Origin of the sequence: Albidovulum denitrificans (genome assembly GCF_002973535.1) — a bacterium.
In the GTDB taxonomy this organism is placed as follows: Bacteria; Pseudomonadota; Alphaproteobacteria; order Rhodobacterales; family Rhodobacteraceae; genus Albidovulum; species Albidovulum denitrificans.
In genome coordinates, this window is sequence record NZ_PVEP01000001.1 from 610325 (window position 1) to 628296 (window position 17972).

Annotated in this window: 18 protein-coding genes; 13 read left to right on the forward strand and 5 right to left on the reverse strand. The window is 65.3% G+C overall.

The genetic code is table 11. The features are described 5' to 3' along the window. Positions 1 to 4: 4 nt before the first annotated feature. The 4 genes from LX70_RS02960 to iscR form a co-directional block, all read right to left on the reverse strand. Positions 5 to 406, reverse strand: a complete 402-nt coding sequence (locus LX70_RS02960) for a hypothetical protein (RefSeq protein WP_105513028.1) — start codon at positions 404 to 406, stop codon at positions 5 to 7. Next, the gene (sufB, locus tag LX70_RS02965; RefSeq protein WP_245884905.1) at positions 406 to 1956 is read right to left on the reverse strand and encodes a Fe-S cluster assembly protein SufB; all 1551 of its coding nucleotides are present in this window, start codon (positions 1954 to 1956) and stop codon (positions 406 to 408) included. Before sufB ends, LX70_RS02960 begins: the two co-directional genes overlap by 1 nt. A 19-nt stretch (positions 1957 to 1975) precedes the next feature. Continuing rightward, entirely contained in the window at positions 1976 to 2989 is a 1014-nt protein-coding gene (locus LX70_RS02970; protein WP_105513029.1) for a cysteine desulfurase family protein, read from the reverse strand. A 121-nt stretch (positions 2990 to 3110) separates the two neighbouring features. Then, entirely contained in the window at positions 3111 to 3569 is a 459-nt protein-coding gene (gene iscR, locus LX70_RS02975) for a Fe-S cluster assembly transcriptional regulator IscR (RefSeq protein ID WP_105513030.1), read from the reverse strand. 181 nt (positions 3570 to 3750) lie between these two features. Here iscR and LX70_RS02980 point away from each other — a divergent pair, with 181 nt between their 5' ends. Genes LX70_RS02980 through LX70_RS02995 form a run of 4 tightly spaced genes read left to right on the forward strand, consistent with a single transcriptional unit; the run spans position 3751 to position 6209 of the window. After that, positions 3751 to 4410 (forward strand): alpha/beta hydrolase, encoded by a 660-nt coding sequence (locus LX70_RS02980; RefSeq protein WP_105513031.1) that lies wholly within the window; start codon positions 3751 to 3753, stop codon positions 4408 to 4410. Positions 4411 to 4414: 4 nt separating this feature from the next. Beyond that, positions 4415 to 4657, forward strand: coding sequence for a hypothetical protein (locus tag LX70_RS02985; protein ID WP_105513032.1), 243 nt, complete (start codon positions 4415 to 4417; stop codon positions 4655 to 4657). Further along, entirely contained in the window at positions 4654 to 5610 is a 957-nt protein-coding gene (locus LX70_RS02990) for a hypothetical protein (protein ID WP_105513033.1), read from the forward strand. The genes LX70_RS02985 and LX70_RS02990 overlap by 4 nt, the downstream gene beginning before the upstream one ends. Beyond that, on the forward strand, positions 5607 to 6209 hold the full coding sequence (locus LX70_RS02995) for an HD domain-containing protein (protein ID WP_105513034.1): 603 nt from the start codon (positions 5607 to 5609) through the stop codon (positions 6207 to 6209). The genes LX70_RS02990 and LX70_RS02995 overlap by 4 nt, the downstream gene beginning before the upstream one ends. An 87-nt stretch (positions 6210 to 6296) precedes the next feature. Here LX70_RS02995 and LX70_RS03000 read toward each other — a convergent pair whose 3' ends face one another. Continuing rightward, positions 6297 to 7490: a DUF2235 domain-containing protein gene (locus tag LX70_RS03000; RefSeq protein ID WP_105513035.1), complete on the reverse strand. Its 1194-nt coding sequence runs from the start codon at positions 7488 to 7490 to the stop codon at positions 6297 to 6299. A gap of 176 nt (positions 7491 to 7666) precedes the next feature. Between LX70_RS03000 and LX70_RS03005 the strand changes: the two genes are divergently transcribed. From LX70_RS03005 to LX70_RS03045, 9 genes are all read left to right on the forward strand, one after another. Beyond that, a complete protein-coding gene (locus LX70_RS03005; protein WP_105513036.1) occupies positions 7667 to 8878 on the forward strand; it encodes an NADP-dependent isocitrate dehydrogenase in 1212 nt (403 codons plus the stop codon). 144 nt (positions 8879 to 9022) lie between these two features. Then, positions 9023 to 9625, forward strand: coding sequence for a YitT family protein (locus tag LX70_RS03010; protein WP_105513569.1), 603 nt, complete (start codon positions 9023 to 9025; stop codon positions 9623 to 9625). Between the two features lie 10 nt (positions 9626 to 9635). After that, positions 9636 to 9971 carry an SMR family transporter gene (locus LX70_RS03015; protein WP_105513037.1) on the forward strand — a complete coding sequence of 112 codons (336 nt, stop codon included), beginning with the start codon at positions 9636 to 9638 and terminating at the stop codon, positions 9969 to 9971. Between the two features lie 64 nt (positions 9972 to 10035). After that, the gene (typA, locus tag LX70_RS03020) at positions 10036 to 11853 is read left to right on the forward strand and encodes a translational GTPase TypA (RefSeq protein WP_105513038.1); all 1818 of its coding nucleotides are present in this window, start codon (positions 10036 to 10038) and stop codon (positions 11851 to 11853) included. 184 nt (positions 11854 to 12037) lie between these two features. Further along, a complete protein-coding gene (locus tag LX70_RS03025) occupies positions 12038 to 12958 on the forward strand; it encodes a TAXI family TRAP transporter solute-binding subunit (protein WP_245884907.1) in 921 nt (306 codons plus the stop codon). A gap of 64 nt (positions 12959 to 13022) precedes the next feature. Further along, positions 13023 to 15125 carry a TRAP transporter permease gene (locus tag LX70_RS03030; RefSeq protein ID WP_425430567.1) on the forward strand — a complete coding sequence of 701 codons (2103 nt, stop codon included), beginning with the start codon at positions 13023 to 13025 and terminating at the stop codon, positions 15123 to 15125. Continuing rightward, a complete protein-coding gene (locus LX70_RS03035; RefSeq protein WP_105513040.1) occupies positions 15122 to 15484 on the forward strand; it encodes a DUF1850 domain-containing protein in 363 nt (120 codons plus the stop codon). Before LX70_RS03030 ends, LX70_RS03035 begins: the two co-directional genes overlap by 4 nt. Before the next feature lie 136 nt (positions 15485 to 15620). Beyond that, positions 15621 to 16238: a helix-turn-helix domain-containing protein gene (locus LX70_RS03040; protein ID WP_245884908.1), complete on the forward strand. Its 618-nt coding sequence runs from the start codon at positions 15621 to 15623 to the stop codon at positions 16236 to 16238. A 136-nt stretch (positions 16239 to 16374) separates the two neighbouring features. After that, positions 16375 to 17967, forward strand: coding sequence for an ABC transporter substrate-binding protein (locus LX70_RS03045; protein WP_105513041.1), 1593 nt, complete (start codon positions 16375 to 16377; stop codon positions 17965 to 17967). The last annotated feature ends 5 nt before the right edge of the window (positions 17968 to 17972 follow it).

Genomic DNA, 17972 nt, shown 5'->3' on the forward strand with positions numbered 1-17972 from the left:
GCTGTCAGTTCCAAACCTTCAGGGTCAAAATTCCCGCCGCGAGAGCGATGAAAGCGCCCGTCAGGAATGGGCCCGGAAGCTCAAACCCTCGCATCGCCCGAGCGGAGCGCAAGACGCTTCGTGTAAACAGAATGGGGATGATCCCGAACCAAGCGATGCTGAGGAGTGCAATCGGCGCCCCCATGGCCCCCGGCATGCTGCTGTTGCGGATCGCATCGGGTGCGGCGTCCGATATTGCCTGAATGTTCGCGAAGAGCGTCACAACGACAGCGGAGGCAAATCCGCCCCAGATCGCCCTGCCCCAGCCGCGACCCACCGGTGTGGCGGCGGGGCGAGTTGACGCAGGCGCGGGCCGCTCTTGGGAACGAATGCGCGCTAACCGCGCTTCGAATTCGTCTTGCGCCATCACCCAACCGACCCCTCAAGCGAGATCGCCACAAGGCTCTGCGCCTCCATGGCAAACTCCATCGGCAGCGCCTGCAAGACCTCGCGGCAGAAGCCGTTGACGACCAGCGCCACCGCCTCCTCCTCATCCATCCCGCGCGAGCGGCAGTAGAACAGCTGATCGTCATCCACCTTGGATGTCGTCGCCTCATGCTCGACCCGGCTCGAGTTGTTCTTGACCTCGATGTAAGGCACCGTATGCGCCCCGCATTTGTCGCCGATCAGCAGGCTGTCACACTGGGTATAGTTGCGACTGTTGGTGGCCTTCGGGTGCATCGACACAAGGCCGCGATAGGTGTTCTGCGCCTTACCGGCAGAAATCCCTTTCGACACGATGCGGGACCGGGTGTTCTTGCCAAGATGGTGCATCTTGGTGCCGGTGTCGGCCTGCTGCATGTTGTTGGCGATGGCGATCGAATAGAACTCCCCCTGGCTGTCGTCGCCGCGCAGGATGCAGGACGGATATTTCCAGGTGATCGCCGATCCGGTTTCCACCTGCGTCCACATCACCTTGGCCCGGTCGCCCCGGCAATCGGCGCGCTTGGTGACAAAGTTGTAGATGCCGCCCTTGCCTTCCTCGTCGCCGGGGAACCAGTTCTGGACGGTGGAATATTTCACCTCGGCATCGTCCAGGATCACGATCTCCACCACCGCCGCATGAAGCTGCGCGGTGTCACGCTTGGGCGCCGTGCAGCCTTCCAGATAGCTGACGTAAGACCCCTTGTCGGCGATGATGAGCGTGCGTTCGAACTGCCCCGTATTCTCGGCATTGATGCGGAAATAGGTCGAAAGCTCCATCGGGCAGCGGGTGTTCGGCGGGATATAGACGAAGGACCCGTCGGAAAAGACCGCCGAATTCAGCGTGGCAAAGAAGTTGTCCGACTGCGGCACGACGCTGCCCAGATACTTCTGCACCAGATCGGGATGCTCGCGGATCGCCTCCGAGATGGAACAGAAGATGACCCCGGCCTTGGCCAGTTCCGCCTTGAAGGTCGTCCCCACGCTGACGCTGTCGAAAACCGCATCCACCGCGACGCGGCGGGCATCCGCGGGGGCCTCTTCCGCGCCCTCGACACCCGCCAGGATCATCTGTTCCTTCAACGGGATACCAAGCTTTTCGTAAGTCGCCAGCAGCTTCGGATCGACCTCGTCCAGCGACTTCGGCTTTTCCGTCATGCTCTTCGGCTTGGCGTAGTAGTACTGCGACTGGTAGTCGATCCGGGGATAGTCGAGCATCGCCCAGCGCGGCTCCTCCATCTCCTTCCAGCGGGCGAAGGCCTCCAGCCGCCAGTCGGTCATCCACTCCGGCTCACCGTTCTTGGCCGAGATCAGCCGCACGATGTCCTCGTTCACGCCGATGGGGGCGTATTCGGTCTCGATCTCGGTTTCCCAGCCGTATTTGTAGGCGCCCATGTTCTGGACGGTTTCCACCGTCTCGCGGTCGACACCTTCGCGCACTTCGATCTGGGCGGTCTCGTTCTTGTCCAAAGCCATCGCCTTCCCGTCTGTCATATCCGTCGTCATATCCGCCTCACGCCGCCCGTGCCATGTGCCGCGCCCGCGCGGCCAGCCAAGCGGCCGCAAAGCGGTCGAGATCCTCTTTCGCCGTCGCCGGTCCGATGGAAACGCGGATCGCCGAGGCCGCATCCCGCGCGTCATAGCCCATCGCCTGCAACACCCGGCTGGCCTTCACCTTGCCCGATGAACAGGCCGACCCGGCGGAAACGGCAAAGCCCGCAAGGTCCATCTGCATGACCTGCGTCTCCCCCTTCCAGCCCGGCGTCAGGATGCAGGAGGTGTTGGGCAAACGCGCCCGGTCCCGCCCTACAAAGATGGTGTCTCCGGCCGCCGCCGCAAGACGTGCCTCCAGCCCGTCGCGCAGATCGGCGACACAGGCCCACACGCCCCCGGCCAGATCGCGCGCCGCCGCCGTCGCCGCCGCGCCGAAACCGGCGATCCCGGCGACGTTCTCGGTCCCCGATCGCCGCCCCATCTCCTGCCCGCCGCCGGGGCGCAGGGTGGCGATATCCACCCCCTCGCGCACGATCAGCGCGCCCACACCCTTCGGCCCGCCGATCTTGTGCGCCGACAGGATCGCGAAATCCACGCCCGACCAGCCAAAGGCAAACGGCACCCGGCCCACGGCCTGCACGATGTCCAGCAGCACCGGCCCGTCCCGCGCGGGAACCTCCGCCAGAACGCCGGTCTCACTATTGGCCAGCCCCAGCGCCAGAACCCCGCCCTCGCCCTTGGCATGGGCCTGAAGGCAGTCATGCGCGGTGGGCTCTACCGTCACCGCGTCAAAGCCCGCCAGAACCCCCGCCGCCTCGGTCGCGCCAGAGGTAAAGACGATCTCCTTGGCCTTGCAGCCGACAGCCTCGGCCACCTCCTCGCGCGCGCGCTCGACAATCATCTTCGCCGCCCGCCCCTCGGCATGGACCGAGGACGGGTTGCCGGTCACGTCCAGCGCCGCAACCATCGCCGCCCGCGCCTCTTCCCGCAAAGGCGCGGTCGCGTTCCAGTCGAGGTAGACCCGCCCGCTCACGCCGCAAGCCCCTTCTCCGTTGCCCCAATACTCCCGCCGGAGGCAGGCCGAGCCGAAGCCGCAAGGCGCAGGCGAGAGGAAAAGCGTGGCGCGGAACGCGCCGCCATGGGGTAAGGGCGCCTCATTCGTCCACCACCGTGAAAAGCGCAGGCACCGCCGGGCAGGGCTTCAGCCCGTTGCCGATCACATCGCCCAGCGTGGTCTGGTGCAGGAACACATAGACCTGCGCCGACAGACCCTCCCAAAGCCGGTTGGTCATCGACTGCGCCCGGCTGCCGGAAACCCCGCCATGCGCGCCCGCGCCGGTATGCAGCGCGTTGACCGTCTCGTCGACCGCCTCAAGCACCTCGCTCACCCTTATATCGCCCGGCACCCGCGCCAGCTTGTAGCCGCCCCCCGGCCCGCGCACCGATTCGACCAGCCCCGCGCGGCGCAGCTTGACGAACAGCTGCTCAAGATAGGGCAGCGATATGTCCTGACGGCGGGAGATTTCGGCCAGCGAGGTCAGCTGATCCTCCCGCACCGTGGCCAGATCGGCCAATGCCACCATCGCATAACGGCCCTTCGTCGACAGTTTCATGCGCTTTCAGCCCCGCAAAGACATTGACGCCGAGGGGATGGCCGCTTAACTCCAATCCACCCGGACACCGGCCTCGCGCCGGTATTTAGAACTGTTCTAGGGTGCCTGAGCAAATCAGTCAAGAATGGCGCGGCCATTTTGATCCCGATTTGCCCCGGCCCCGCCGCAAAGAAGGCAGGCGATGCCCGAAGTGATTTTCTCCGGCCCCGAGGGCCGTCTGGAAGGCCGCTACCACCCCCAGAAACAACCCGACGCGCCGATTGCCATCGTGCTGCACCCGCATCCGCAGTTCGGTGGTACCATGAATAACCGAGTCGTTCACCGGCTGCACTATGCCTTCCACGAACTCGGCTTCACCGTGCTGCGCTTCAACTTCCGTGGCGTCGGGCGCAGCCAGGGCGAATACGATCAGGGCGTGGGCGAATTGTCCGACGCGGCCTCGGCGCTCGATTATCTCCAGGCGCTCAACCCCAACTCCAAGCATTGCTGGGTCGCGGGCTTTTCCTTCGGCGCCTGGATCGGGATGCAGCTCCTGATGCGGCGGCCCGAGATCACCGGCTTCATCTCGGTCTCGCCGCCCGCGAACATGTACGACTTTTCGTTCCTCGCGCCCTGCCCTTCGTCAGGTCTCATCATCAACGGCACCGCCGACCGCGTCGCACCGCCGAAGGATACGCTCAGCCTTGTCGGCAAGCTGCGTGAGCAGAAGGGCATCACGATCACCCATGAGCAGGTCGAAGGTGCCGGCCATTTCTTCGAGAATGACGAAGACCATATGGCCCCGATGATCACCACGGTGCAGGACTATGTCCGCCGCCGCCTTGGCGAACAGACCCGGTAGCGCCATGGCCACGACCGAGGAACTTGGGATCAGGCTGGCCGAGGACGTGCTGAAGGCCGTCGCCGAAACCGGCGACGACAGCCTCGTGAACGAGGTCAACAAGATCGTCGAGGCCGCCTCCTCGGCCTTGCAGGAATCCTATATGGCCGCGATCCGCGCCCAGCGTGCGGAAAGCAAGGCCCGCGCCTTCCTCAACCAGCGCCTCAAACGCGCCCGCGCGGCGGTGCAGCCGCAGAAGACGGGATGAGCGTGACCGGGCAGCGCGTGACCGGGCGCGCGGCCCCCGTTGCTGGCCCGGCCGCGCCATCGGTCCGCATGGCGCTGCGCCCCCGTCGCGCCTTCTCCCCGGCCTCTGCCCTGCGGCGCGTCCTTGGCCGCGCGCTCCGGGGCCGGTTGCGGCAAAGGGGGACGCTTGCCGTCGCGCTCATGGCGCTTGCGGTCTGGGCCGCCCCGCTGCGGGCCGGGCCGGACGATCTGGTCTTTCCCGCGCCGGTCACCATTTCGGCCGAGGACATCGCCTGGTTCCGCACCGCGACCGTGACCTGGATCGACATGGAGGCGGGCGCCCCCGCGATCCTGCTTCCCGGCGACGACCCGGACTTCGCCTCCGATGTGCCGCCGCCGGGCGAGCGGCGGGAACGGATCTTCCTTGCCTTCGCCCTTTACGGCGACCTGCCGCCGGGCAGCTACGACGTCCCCGCCATGGCCTTCCTGCCGCCGCTTGCGCAGGGCTACCTTCCGCCTACACGGATCACGGTGACGGCCGAGCATCGGCAACTGCTGCGCGCGGCGTGGTGGCGCCAGACCGTGATTGACCCGAAATACCCCTATGGCAGCTACGGGTTCTACGAGGCGGACATGGCGCACAAGCTTGGCACCCCGCCGCCAATCGGCAAGGACGGCGTCTTCGACATGACAGAGGCCGAAATTGCGCGGATGCGGGCGCTTCACCGCGACCTTCAGGCGGTTCTGGCGGTCTGGGTCACCCAGGCGCGGCTTGCGCCCGGCACCTACCAGTTGCCCGTCGACGGGTGGGAGACCTATTCGGGCCTGCGCCTCTCTCCCCCCTCTGCGTCCGAGATCGCCCGCTACATGGACGACTGGCGCGCGCTGTCCACCACGACGGCCGTCCAGACGGGTCAGGACCGGGGCCTGCGCTGGATGGAGATCAACGCCCGCCTCGCCGGGGCCGCCGAATGACCGGCAGGCTGACGAATGACCGGCTTTCGGCCCAGTTCGCCTTCCTGAACGAGGCCGACAAGCTGAAGCGTGTCCTGCGCGCGACCACGCTTTGCGATGGCTCGCGGGCGGAGAATTCGGGCGAACATAGCTGGCATCTGGCGCTTTATGCCCTCGTGCTGGCCGATCAGGCCGGGCCGGGCGTCAGCATCGACCGGGTGATCCGCATGCTTTTGCTGCATGACCTGGTGGAAATCGACGTCGGCGACGTGCCGATCCATTCCGCCAACGGTCAGGCCCATGGCTCGGCCGAGGTGCAGGCGGCCGAGGCGGCGGCGGCGGAACGGATCTTCGGTCTGCTGCCCGGCGACATCGGCGCCCCCTTGCGCGCGCTGTGGGAAGAGTTCGAGGCGGCGGAAAGCCCCGATGCGGTCTTTGCCAAATCGCTCGACCGGGTGCAGCCGGTGTTGCAGAACATCGAAAGCGGCGGCGGAAGCTGGATCGACTACAACGTCACCCGCGCGCAGGTTGAGGCCCGGGTGGGCGCCAAGGTCGCGCGCGGGGCGCCGGGCCTCTGGGACTGGGTCCGCGACAGGCTGGGCGGGTTCTTCCCCGATTAAAGCGTTTCGGGTTTGCGTTAAGAACCCAAGCATCGGAATTCCAACGAAATAAGTTCGAATTCCGAGTCAGTGCAAACCCGAAATGCTCTAGGTCAGCCGGGTCGTGCTGTAATCGCTCAGCCCCGCCAGATCGAACCCGTCGAGATCGCCCGCCAGCCCGGTCAGCGTCCTTGGCCGATAGGCCCGCCCCTTCCAATCCGCAGGCAGCTCCGCGCAGCGCCAGCGGCCGACGGCCGGGTGGGCAACCATGCCGATCCGCTCCGGCCCGCTCCGCGCCTTGCCGGTCAGGCCCAGAAGTTTCTGAAACAGCGTCTTGCCCTGCGACTGGTTGAAGACCGGACCGAGCAGGTCGCAGCCGCGATGTACCGCCTCAAGATCCGTCAGCCGCAGCTCCAGCCCCGCCATGCGCGCGCCGTTCGCGACCCAGAGAAGCGCGATCCCCGACAAGCTGACCAGATCGCCGCCGCCGCCCACCGCGCCATGAACGCCCGCGAACCATTCCTGCCGGTAATCGCCGCCGGGCCGGGCGGCGCGCAAATCCGGCAGGTTGGTCCAGAGCGTCGGCACGAAGGGTCTGCGCATCTCGTCCACCGCGACGGCGTGGCGGGCGGAGTGGACGAGGCTGGAGAGGTCCGTGTCATGAAAGCGGTACTTGCGGTTCAAAAGCCGCGCCGGAAGCCCCCAATGCGACGGGATACCCAGCGCGCCGACCGTGTCCCAGACGCCCAGATAGGTCACCGCGAAGGGATGCCCCTCGGCATGGCCCCTGGCCTTGCGCCACGCGGCCTCTGCCGCGCTGGTGGTCAGGCCGGGGGAGATGCGGAGGCGAAACGCCATGCTCTCCTCGCTGTCTGGCTTCGTATCCTCATCCCGGTCGCGGTAGTGGTCGAAACAGGCCCGCACCGTTTCCACCGAAGGCCGATGGGGAAGGCCGCAATTGCGGATCAGCCCGACCAGCGATCGCGCGGTATAGGCGCCGCGCGAAAAGCCGAAGACATGGACCTCATCCCCCGGCTCATACTGCTTGCCCAGATGCAGGTAGGCGGTGGCGATCTTGTCGTCGAGGCCAAAGCCCATCGCCCCGCCCGAGATCCTTTCGTTCAGCCGCGTCAGCCAGCCGCCGCCTTCCGGCACGCCGACGCCCTGAAAGTAGAGCGTGACCTGCCGGACACCATCCGCGCCCACCGGCGGGACCATCATTGCCATCCGCCGCACATTCGTCGGATGGGGCTGATCGGCGCTGTTCCAGGTGCCGTCGCAAAAGACCGCGATCCGTTTCATGGTAATGCCTCGTCAATCAAAACCCGTTCAAATGCCGCCAGTGTCCCCCGTCCCCGCCCCGCGCGCAACCTTCGCCTGTGGGGCAATTTTCAGTATACCACCGCATACCATCTTTCCTCGCGCGCCATATTGGGCTATGACGCGCGCCAGAGAGTCACCCCGAAACGGAGAAGCGAATGTCGAAGATCAAGGTAGCAAACCCCGTCGTCGAACTCGACGGCGACGAGATGACCCGGATCATCTGGGACTTCATCAAGAAAAAGCTGATCCTGCCCTATCTCGACATCGACCTGAAATATTACGATCTGGGCATCGAGGAGCGCGACCGCACCGACGACCAGATCACCGTGGACGCGGCCGAGGCGATCAAGAAATACGGCGTCGGCGTCAAATGCGCGACCATCACGCCCGATGAGGCGCGGGTCGAGGAATTCGGCCTGAAGAAGATGTGGCGCAGCCCGAACGGCACGATCCGCAACATCCTTGGCGGCGTGATCTTCCGCGAGCCGATCATCTGCAAGAACGTGCCGCGTCTGGTGCCGGGCTGGACCCAGCCGATCGTCGTCGGCCGCCACGCCTTTGGCGACCAGTACCGCGCGACAGATTTCCTCTTCCCCGGCAAGGGCAAGCTGACGATGAAATTCGTCGGCGAGGACGGCACCGTGATCGAACGCGACGTCTTCGACGCGCCCGCCGCCGGTGTGGCGATGGGGATGTACAACCTTGATCAGTCGATCATCGACTTCGCCCGGTCGTCGATGAACTACGGCCTCATGAAGGGCTGGCCGGTCTATCTGTCGACCAAGAACACCATCCTCAAGGCCTATGACGGCCGCTTCAAGGACCTGTTCCAGAAGGTCTATGAGGAAGAGTTCGAGGCGAAGTTCAAGGCCGCGGGCATCACCTATGAACATCGCCTGATCGACGACATGGTGGCGTCCGCGCTGAAATGGTCGGGCGGCTATATCTGGGCCTGCAAGAACTATGACGGCGACGTGCAGTCCGACACCGTGGCGCAGGGCTTCGGCTCGCTTGGCCTGATGACCTCGGTCCTGATGACGCCCGATGGCAAGACGGTCGAGGCCGAGGCCGCGCATGGCACGGTGACGCGCCATTACCGCCAGCATCAGGCGGGCAAGGAGACCTCGACCAACTCCATCGCCTCGATCTTTGCCTGGACCGGGGGTCTGAAGCACCGCGCGAAGCTCGATGACAACGCGGCGCTGCTGAAATTCGCCGAGACGCTGGAAAAGGTCTGCGTGCAGTCGGTCGAGGACGGCCACATGACCAAGGACCTCGCGCTTCTGGTCGGGCCGGACCAGAAATGGCTGACCACGATGGGCTATCTGGAAAAGGTCGACGAGTACCTGAACAAGGAGCTCGCCTGACGATATTTCGCCCCGGCTGACGCCGGGGCGACCCGCCGGGAGGGCGCTGCCCTCCCGGACCCACCCGGAGTATTTTGGCAACGAAGAAGCCGGGGGATGGTCCGCCCTCTGGACCTTTGCGCGGCTTTGGCCCATCAGGCCGGGATGGCCGATCTGAACCGACACAGCATGCTGGAGGACGCGCAGGGCATCGCCTACGGGGCGGGCATGGCGGCCTTTGCGATCACCATCCTGACGCATCTGGGGCTGGTCACCGGCCAGACCGCCGGGCTTGCGGTGCTGATCTCCTACGCGACGGGCTGGGGCTTTGGCCCGGTCTTCTTCGCGGTCAACCTGCCCTTCTACTGGCTCGGCTACAAACGGATCGGCCTGCGCTTCGTCCTCAAGACCTTCGTCGCCGTGGGGCTGATGTCGGCTTTGGCCATGGTCTTCCCGCACTGGGTGCGCTTCGATCACCTGAACCCCATTGTCGGGGCGGTGCTGTTCGGGGCGATCTCGGGCTCCGCGCTGCTGGCGCTTTTCCGGCACGGGGCGAGCCTCGGCGGCGTCGGGATCGTGGCGCTTTACCTACAGGACAAGACCGGCTTTCGCGCCGGCTGGACACAGCTTATCTTCGACGTCGCGATCTTTGCGCTGGCGCTGACCCTGCGCGATGTTCCGACGGTCGCGATCTCGGCGCTGGGTGCGCTGGTCGTCAATCTGGTGATCGCGGTCAACCATCGCCGCGACCGTTACGTCGCCACCTGAGGAGCCGTCCATGGGCAAGACCTATCTTTATCTTCTCATCGCCGTCGCTTTCGAGGTGTTCGGCACCTCCTGCCTTCAGGCGAGCCAGCAGCTGACGCGGCTCTGGCCCTCGCTCGGGATCGTGGTGGGGTTCGGCGGCGCGTTCTTTTTCTTCATGCAGGTTCTGAAGGAACTGCCGCTTGGCATCACCTATGCGCTCTGGTCCGGGCTGGGCATCATCCTTGTCTCGATCTCCGGCTGGGTCGTCTTTGGCCAGAAGCTCGACCTGGCCGCGCTTCTCGGCATCGCCCTCATCATCGCGGGGATCGCGGTCATCAACCTTTTCTCGATCTCCTCGCCGCACTAGCTTTGGGCTGGCCTTTGTCCCGCCTTTCGTCTATCGCGGCGGCGCAGCACGAACAGGCGGACCCATGGACCTTCGCAATATCGCGATCATCGCACACGTTGACCACGGCAAGACCACGCTGGTGGACGAGCTTCTGAAGCAATCCGGCGCGTTCCGGGAAAATCAGGCCGTGGCCGAACGGGCGATGGATTCGAACGACATCGAGCGTGAGCGCGGGATCACCATCCTTGCCAAGGCGACCAGCGTCGAGTGGAAAGGCACGCGGATCAACATCGTCGACACGCCCGGCCACGCCGATTTCGGCGGCGAGGTGGAGCGAATCCTGTCGATGGTCGATGGCGTGGTCCTTCTGGTGGACGCCGCCGAAGGGCCTATGCCGCAGACGAAATTCGTGACCTCGAAGGCGCTGGCGCTTGGCCTCAGGCCCATCGTGGTGCTGAACAAGGTCGACAAGCCGGATGCCGAACCCGACCGGGCGCTGAACGAGGTCTTCGACCTGTTCGCCAATCTCGGCGCCGATGACAACCAGCTGGATTTCCCGCATATGTATGCCTCTGGCCGCTCGGGCTGGGCGGATATGGAGTTGGACGGGCCGCGCAAGGACCTGTCGGCGCTTTTCGACCTGATCGTCCGCCACGTTCCCGCGCCGAAGCAGGTGGCGGATGCGGGCAAGCCTTTCCGCATGCTGGCGACAACGCTGTCGGCCGACCCGTTCATCGGCCGCATCCTGACGGGCCGCGTCGAAAGCGGCACGCTGAAGGTGGGCGAGACGATCAAGGCGCTGTCGCGCAAGAACGAGCGGATCGAACAGTTCCGCGTGACCAAGATCCTCGCCTTCCGGGGCCTCGCGCAGGCGCCCATCGACATGGCCGAGGCGGGCGACATCGTCACGCTGGCGGGCATGACCAAGGCCACCGTCGCCGACACGCTTTGCGCGCTTGAGGTCGATACCGCCCTGCCCGCGCAGCCGATCGACCCGCCGACCATCTCCGTGACCTTCGGCATCAACGATTCCCCCCTCGCGGGCAAGGACGGCAACAAGGTGCAGTCGCGGGTGATCCGCGAACGGCTGATGAAAGAGGCGGAATCCAACGTCGCGATCAAGATCGAGGACACGCCGGGGGGTGAGGCCTTCGTCGTCTCGGGCCGTGGCGAATTGCAGATGGGGGTTCTCATCGAGAACATGCGCCGCGAGGGGTTCGAGCTGTCGATCTCCCGCCCGCGCGTGATCTTCCGCGAGGAGGACGCCCAGCGCATGGAGCCGATCGAAGAGGTCATCGTCGATGTCGATGACGAATATTCCGGCACCGTGATCGACAAGCTGACCGGCCAGCGCAAGGGCGATCTGGTGGAGATGAAGCCCGCGGGCGCGGGCAAGACCCGGATCGTCGCCCATGTGCCGTCGCGCGGGTTGATCGGCTATCACGGCCAGTTCCTGACCGACACGCGCGGCACCGGCGTCCTGAACCGCATCTTCCACGGCTGGGCGCCGCACAAGGGCGCCATCGAGGGGCGGCGCGTCGGCGTCCTGATCTCGATGGAAAATGGTGTCAGCGTGGCCTATGCGCTGTGGAACCTCGAAGAGCGTGGCAAGCTTTTCATCGGTGCGCAGGAACAGGTCTATGAGGGGATGATCATCGGCGAACATTCCCGCGACAACGATCTGGAAGTGAACCCGCTGAAGGGCAAGAAGCTGACCAACGTCCGCGCCTCTGGCACTGACGAGGCCGTGCGCCTGACGCCGCCGGTCAGGATGAGCCTTGAGGAAGCCATCGCCTATGTGCAGGACGATGAACTGGTCGAGGTCACGCCCAAGATCGTCCGCCTGCGCAAGCGCCACCTCGACCCGCACGAACGCAAGCGGCAGGCGCGGGCCAACTGACCGCCCCCGGCAGAAACCTGCGCCCTGCCGGGCAGAAAGCTGCGCCCGAAATCTCCCAAGGGGCAAAAAACCGGGTGACCTTCGGCCCCCGTCCGTCCTAGCCTGCATCATCCCGCGCCCCGCGTGAGGACGACATTGTCTATGGGAGGACATCATGATTACGTTGAAGGGCAGGATCGCTGCCATGATCACGGCTGCCGCGCTGGTGGTGCCGACGGCGTCTCAGGCCGAGGAATTTATCAATATTCTCACCGGCGGCACCTCGGGCGTCTATTACCCGCTGGGCGTCGGCCTGTCGGAGATCTATGCCGAAGGGATCCCCGGCGCGCGCACGCAGGTGCAGTCCACCAAGGCCTCGGTCGAGAACCTGAACCTGCTTCAGCAGGGCAAGGGCGAACTGGCGCTGGCGCTGGGTGACAGCGTCAAGATGGCCTGGGAGGGCAACACGGACGCAGGCTTCAAGGGGCCGCTCGACAAGCTGCGCGGGATTGCCGCCGTCTATCCGAACTACATCCAGATCGTCGCGACGAAGGAGAGCGGCATCAAGACGCTGGCCGACCTGAAGGGCAAGAGCGTGTCGGTCGGCGCGCCGAAATCGGGGACCGAGCTGAACGCCCGCGCGATCTTTGCCGCCGCCGGGATAAGCTACGACGACTTCGCCAAGACCGAATACCTGCCCTTCGCGGAATCGGTCGAGCTGATGAAGAACCGCCAGTTGGACGCGACGCTGCAATCGGCGGGGCTTGGCGTGGCCTCGATCAAGGACCTGTCCACCTCCATCGCCGTGCAGATGGTCGAGGTTCCGGCCGATGTCGTCGCCACGCTTGGCGCGCCCTATATCGACGCGACGATCCCGGCTGGCACCTATGACGGGCAGGACGGCGACGTGAAGACCGCCGCCGTGGTCAACTTCCTTGTCACCAATGACGGTGTGTCCGACGACACCGCCTATGCGATGACGAAGCTGCTGTTCGAAAACCTCCCGAAGCTTGAGGCCGCGCACAAGGCCGCTGCCCAGATCAAGCTGGAAAACGCGCTGAAGGGGATGCCGCTGCCGCTGCATCCGGGTGCGGAGAAGTATTACAAGGAACAGGGCCTGATGTAAGGCCCCGCGCCGGGCGGCCGCCGCGCCGCCCGGCCCATTCGATTTCCGGGGAGGGGAAATCCGCATGGCAACGCTTGCCCAGGACGATCACGAAATGCCGAAGGACGCGCCCGATCTGGGGCTGCACGATCCCCTGGCCGACAATTTCCCCGCCGGGTTCGAGGGACGGTTCCTGTTCTGGATCGCGGTCGCCTTTTCGGTCTTTCAGGTCGCCACCGCCGCGCATCTGATCGACATGCCAAGTCAGGTCGTGCGCGCCATCCATGTGGGCTTTCTGGCACTTCTGGGCTTTCCGCTGCTGGCGCTGGCCCGGCGCCGGGCGCTGCCTTTCAAGGCCGTCGCCTGGGCGCTGGCGCTGGCGGGCGTTTCGGTCGCGGCCTATCAGTGGGTGGAATACGCGCCCCTGATCCTGCGCGCGGGCGATCCCTTGCCGCGCGACATCGTCATGGGGGTGATCTCCCTCATCGTGGTCTTCACCGCCGCCTGGATGCTGATGGGGCCAGCACTGCCGATCATCGCGGGGCTGTTCCTGTCCTATTGCCTTTTCGGGCAACACCTGCCCTCACCCCTGAACCATCGCGGCTATGATTTCGCGCAGGTGATCGACCACATGACCTATGGGACCGAAGGGATCTACGGCATCCCGGTCTATGTCTCCTCGACCTATATCTTCCTCTTCATCCTCTTCGGGTCGTTCCTGGAACGCGCGGGGATGATCAAGCTGTTCACCGATGTCTCGCTTGGCCTTGTCGGCCACAAGCAGGGCGGCGCGGCGAAGGTCGCGGTGATCTCGTCCGGCCTGATGGGGACGATCTCGGGTTCCGGCGTCGCGAATGTCGTGACCACGGGCCAGTTCACCATCCCGCTGATGAAAAGCTTCGGCTACCGGCCGGCCTTCGCGGGGGGCGTGGAATCCACCGCCTCCATGGGCGGGCAGATCATGCCGCCGGTCATGGGCGCGGTCGCCTTCATCATGGCCGAGACGCTGGGCGTGGACTATGTCGAGGTCGTGAAGGCCGCGCTGATCCCCGCCATCCTCTACTTTCTCGGCGCCTTCTGGATGGTGCATCTTGAGGCCGGGCGCCATGGCCTTGTCGGCATGGCCAAGGAAGACCTGCCCTCGCCCCTGAAGGCGGTGAGGGAGAACTGGTATCTCCTCCTGCCGCTGGCTGTGCTGGTCTACCTCTTGTTCAGCGGTTACACGCCCCTCTTCGCAGGCACCATCGGGCTGGCGCTGACGATCCTGCTGATCCTTGGCGGGTCGGTCATCCTCGGCCTGCCGTCGCAGGCGCTGCGTATCCTCGTCTGGATCGGGCTTGGCCTTGTCGCCGCGTCGTTCTTCGAATGGGGGATCATGCCGGTTCTGGCCGCGCTGGTGGTGCTGGTCGGCTGGAACGCGCTGTCGAAGGGCGGGCGCGAGACGCTGATCCTGTGCCGCAACTCGCTCGCCGAGGGGGCCAAGACCGCCCTGCCCGTCGGCATCGCCTGTGCGCTGGTGGGTGTCATCATCGGCACCATGACCCTGACCGGCGTCGCCACGACCTTTGGCCAGTTCATCGTCCATGTCGGCGATAAAAGCCTGATCCTGTCGCTGATCCTGACCATGATCACCTGCATCATTCTGGGCATGGGCATCCCGACGATCCCGAATTACATCATCACCTCCTCCATCGCCGGTCCGGCGCTGCTGGAGCTGGGGGTGCCGCTGATCGTCAGCCATATGTTCGTCTTCTACTTCGGCATCCTGGCCGACCTGACGCCCCCGGTGGCGCTGGCCTGTTTCGCCGCCGCCCCGATTGCGAAGGAAAACGGGCTGAAGATCTCCATCGAGGCGATCAAGGTCGCGGCGGCGGGCTTCGTGATCCCCTTCATGGCGGTCTATACGCCCGCGCTGATGTTGCAGGATGGCGGGCCGCTGGCGGCGTCCATCGGCTATTGGCCCGCCGTGATCTGGATCGTCTTCAAGGCGGTGCTGGCGATCGGGCTTTGGGGCAGCGCGGTGATCGGCTGGCTGGGTCACCCGCTGCCCGTCTGGCTGCGACTGCTGGCGGCGGCCGCCGCCGCATCGCTCGTCGCGGCCCTGCCCCTGACGGATGAGATCGGACTGGCCCTGACGGCTGCCTTCGCGGTCCTCGCCTGGCGGATGCAGCCCGCCCGCGCGGCATGAGCGCGGCCTGCCTTCTGGTCGGCGCGACCGCGCTGTCGCTGGCCTCGGGCGGGTTCGAGCTCAGCTGGACCCATTCGGTCGAAAAGACCGGCTGGCGGGAGCATTGGGTGGTGGAGGGCCGCGCGCTCCGCCTGACCGAGGCGGCAGTGAAGGGATCGGGCGCGGGGATGGACCCCGGACCCGGCGCGATGCTGAAAGGCGGTTGGTGGGTCTGGACCCCCGACCTGCCCCCGGTGCCAGAGGTCAACCTCGCCGCCTCGGGCGCGACCATCGGCGGCTGGCATCTATGCGCCGACGGCGCCTGCCGCGACCTTGGCGTCACCCCCGGCGCGGGCATCCGCCTGCGCCCCTGCGACTGACCGCCCGGAAAGCCACACGCCGATATGCCGTCGCGCCTCGACATCCACCCCTGACGCCGCGCCGCAGAATAAATTTCTGCAAGACAAAAATTTTTTTACTCGTTACGTTCACGGTGTCGAGAGGGATTCGTCTGACTTGAGCCTGCCGCAGAAACACACGACGCCGACGCTTGGCCCGCTGATCCGGTCGCGCCGCCGCAAGATGTCGATCACGTTGCAGGACCTGTCCGACCGTTCCGGCGTGTCGGTCGGCTATCTCAGCCAGGTCGAACGCGACAACGCGACCCCCACGCTTGGCACGCTGGCGCAGATCGCGCAGGCGCTTGGCGTCGGCGTCGATTACTTCATCGCCACCCCGCGCCCCGCCGATGCGCTGACCCAGGCCGACGCGCGGATGCGCTTTTCCATCGACGGGTCGTCCATCGTCTACGAACGCATCGGGGCCGAGTTTCCGGGCAGCCAGATGTCCTCCTTTATCCTTCATGTGCCTGACGGGTTCCGCTCGGAAACCATGCAGCATGCGGGGGAAGAGATCGTCTATGTCCTTGAAGGCAACGTCGTGCAGGTGCTGGAGGGGGAGGAGTTTCGCATGATGCCCGGCGACAGCCTGCATTATCGCGGCAACCGCGCCCATGCCTGGTACAATGACAGCGGCGCGCCCGCCCGGATCCTGTGGACCGGCACGCTTGAGCTCTTTCACGGAATGCCCGCCCCCGGTGGCGCGATGAAGCGGGGGGCGGACACGACGACTTGACCTTGCGGCAGGCCCCGACGTCACCCGACGCGCGGGGTTGAAGGCCCACAAGAAGGCGCTAAGCCTCATCTATCGAGCCAAAAGAACGAAACTTTCAGCCAGAGCGGCCGATGCGCCGCCAACACGGAGGAAGACCATGAATCTCAGATATCAACTCGCCACGGGCCTCGTCCTTGCCGCGCTCGCGGCCGGATCGGCCGGCGCCAAGACGCTGGTCTATTGCTCGGAAGGCTCGCCCGAGGGCTTCGACCCGGCGCTTTACACCGCCGGCACGACCTTCGACGCCTCCTCGCACCCGGTCTACAACCGCCTGGTGGAATTCGTCACCGGCACGACCGAGGTCGTCCCCGGCCTTGCCGAAAGCTGGGAAACCTCGGAAGACGGGCTGGAATACACCTTCCACCTGCGCAAGGGCGTGAAGTTCCATGCCAGCGACAAGTTCACGCCGACGCGCGACATGAACGCCGATGACGTGATCTTTTCGTTCGAGCGTCAGTGGAAGGAAGACAATCCCTACAACAAGGTCTCCGGCGGGACCTGGGAATATTTCAACGGCATGTCGATGCAGGACCTGCTGAAAAGCATCGACAAGGTCGATGACTACACCGTCAAGTTCGTCCTGAACCGGCCCGAGGCGCCGATGATCGCCAACCTCGCGATGGACTTCGCCTCGATCCAGTCGAAGGAATATGCCGACGCGATGCTGGCCGCGGGTACGCCCGAGATGCTGAACCAGGAGCCGATCGGCACCGGCCCGTGGAGCTTCGTCGCCTATCAGAAGGACGCCGTGATCCGCTACAAGGCCAACCCGGACTACTGGGAAGGCAAGCCCGCGATCGACGATCTGGTCTTCGCCATCACGCCCGATGCCTCGGTGCGCTACCAGAAGATGAAGGCGAACGAATGCCAGATCATGCCCTATCCGAACCCGGCCGATATCGAGGCGATGAAGGCCGACCCGGACATCAACATGCTGGAACAGGAAGGCCTGAACGTCGGCTACCTCGCCTATAACACCAAGCAGGCCCCCTTCGACAATCCGAAGGTCCGCAAGGCGCTGAACATGGCGATGGACAAGCAGGCGATCATCGACGTCGTCTTCCAGGGCTCGGGCAAGATCGCCAAGAACCCGATCCCGCCGACCATGTGGTCCTACAACGACGCCGTGGTGGACGATGCCTACGATCCCGAAGCCGCCAAGGCGATGCTGGCCGAGGAAGGCGTTTCCGACCTGTCGATGAAGGTCTGGGCGATGCCGGTGCAGCGCCCCTACAACCCGAACGCGCGGCGGATGGCCGAACTGATCCAGTCCGACTTCGCCAAGGTTGGCGTGAACGTGGAAATCGTCTCCTACGAATGGGGCGAATACCTCGACCGGTCGAAGGCCGAGGACCGCGACGGCGCCGTGCTTCTGGGCTGGACCGGCGACAACGGTGACCCGGACAACTTCCTCGCCGTGCTGCTGGGCTGTGACGGTGTGGGCGGGTCGAACCGCGCGCAATGGTGCTACCAGCCGTTCGAGGACCTGATCCAGAAGGCCAAGGTGACCTCGGACATGGCCGAGCGCACCAAGCTTTACGAAGAGGCGCAGGTCGCCTTCAAGGAGCAGGCCCCCTGGGCCACGATCGCCCATTCGGTCGTGTTCATGCCCGTCCGCAAGGAGGTGACCGGCTACAAGGTTCACCCGCTGGGCGGCCATATCTTCTACGGCGTCGATATCGCCGAATAAGCGAC

Excerpts from the sequence above, each read along its gene's own strand:
- typA (WP_105513038.1), top strand. The coding sequence starts at position 10,036 with ATGGACCTTCGCAATATCGCGATCATCGCACACGTTGACCACGGCAAG.
- LX70_RS02985 (WP_105513032.1), top strand. The coding sequence starts at position 4,415 with ATGGCCACGACCGAGGAACTTGGGATCAGGCTGGCCGAGGACGTGCTG.
- LX70_RS03005 (WP_105513036.1), top strand. The coding sequence starts at position 7,667 with ATGTCGAAGATCAAGGTAGCAAACCCCGTCGTCGAACTCGACGGCGAC.
- LX70_RS03015 (WP_105513037.1), top strand. The coding sequence starts at position 9,636 with ATGGGCAAGACCTATCTTTATCTTCTCATCGCCGTCGCTTTCGAGGTG.
- LX70_RS02980 (WP_105513031.1), top strand. The coding sequence starts at position 3,751 with ATGCCCGAAGTGATTTTCTCCGGCCCCGAGGGCCGTCTGGAAGGCCGC.
- LX70_RS03000 (WP_105513035.1), bottom strand. The coding sequence starts at position 7,490 with ATGAAACGGATCGCGGTCTTTTGCGACGGCACCTGGAACAGCGCCGAT.
- LX70_RS03030 (WP_425430567.1), top strand. The coding sequence starts at position 13,023 with ATGGCAACGCTTGCCCAGGACGATCACGAAATGCCGAAGGACGCGCCC.
- LX70_RS03045 (WP_105513041.1), top strand. The coding sequence starts at position 16,375 with ATGAATCTCAGATATCAACTCGCCACGGGCCTCGTCCTTGCCGCGCTC.
- LX70_RS03025 (WP_245884907.1), top strand. The coding sequence starts at position 12,038 with ATGATCACGGCTGCCGCGCTGGTGGTGCCGACGGCGTCTCAGGCCGAG.
- sufB (WP_245884905.1), bottom strand. The coding sequence starts at position 1,956 with ATGACAGACGGGAAGGCGATGGCTTTGGACAAGAACGAGACCGCCCAG.
- LX70_RS03035 (WP_105513040.1), top strand. The coding sequence starts at position 15,122 with ATGAGCGCGGCCTGCCTTCTGGTCGGCGCGACCGCGCTGTCGCTGGCC.
- LX70_RS02990 (WP_105513033.1), top strand. The coding sequence starts at position 4,654 with ATGAGCGTGACCGGGCAGCGCGTGACCGGGCGCGCGGCCCCCGTTGCT.
- LX70_RS02960 (WP_105513028.1), bottom strand. The coding sequence starts at position 406 with ATGGCGCAAGACGAATTCGAAGCGCGGTTAGCGCGCATTCGTTCCCAA.
- LX70_RS02995 (WP_105513034.1), top strand. The coding sequence starts at position 5,607 with ATGACCGGCAGGCTGACGAATGACCGGCTTTCGGCCCAGTTCGCCTTC.
- LX70_RS03010 (WP_105513569.1), top strand. The coding sequence starts at position 9,023 with ATGGCCGATCTGAACCGACACAGCATGCTGGAGGACGCGCAGGGCATC.
- iscR (WP_105513030.1), bottom strand. The coding sequence starts at position 3,569 with ATGAAACTGTCGACGAAGGGCCGTTATGCGATGGTGGCATTGGCCGAT.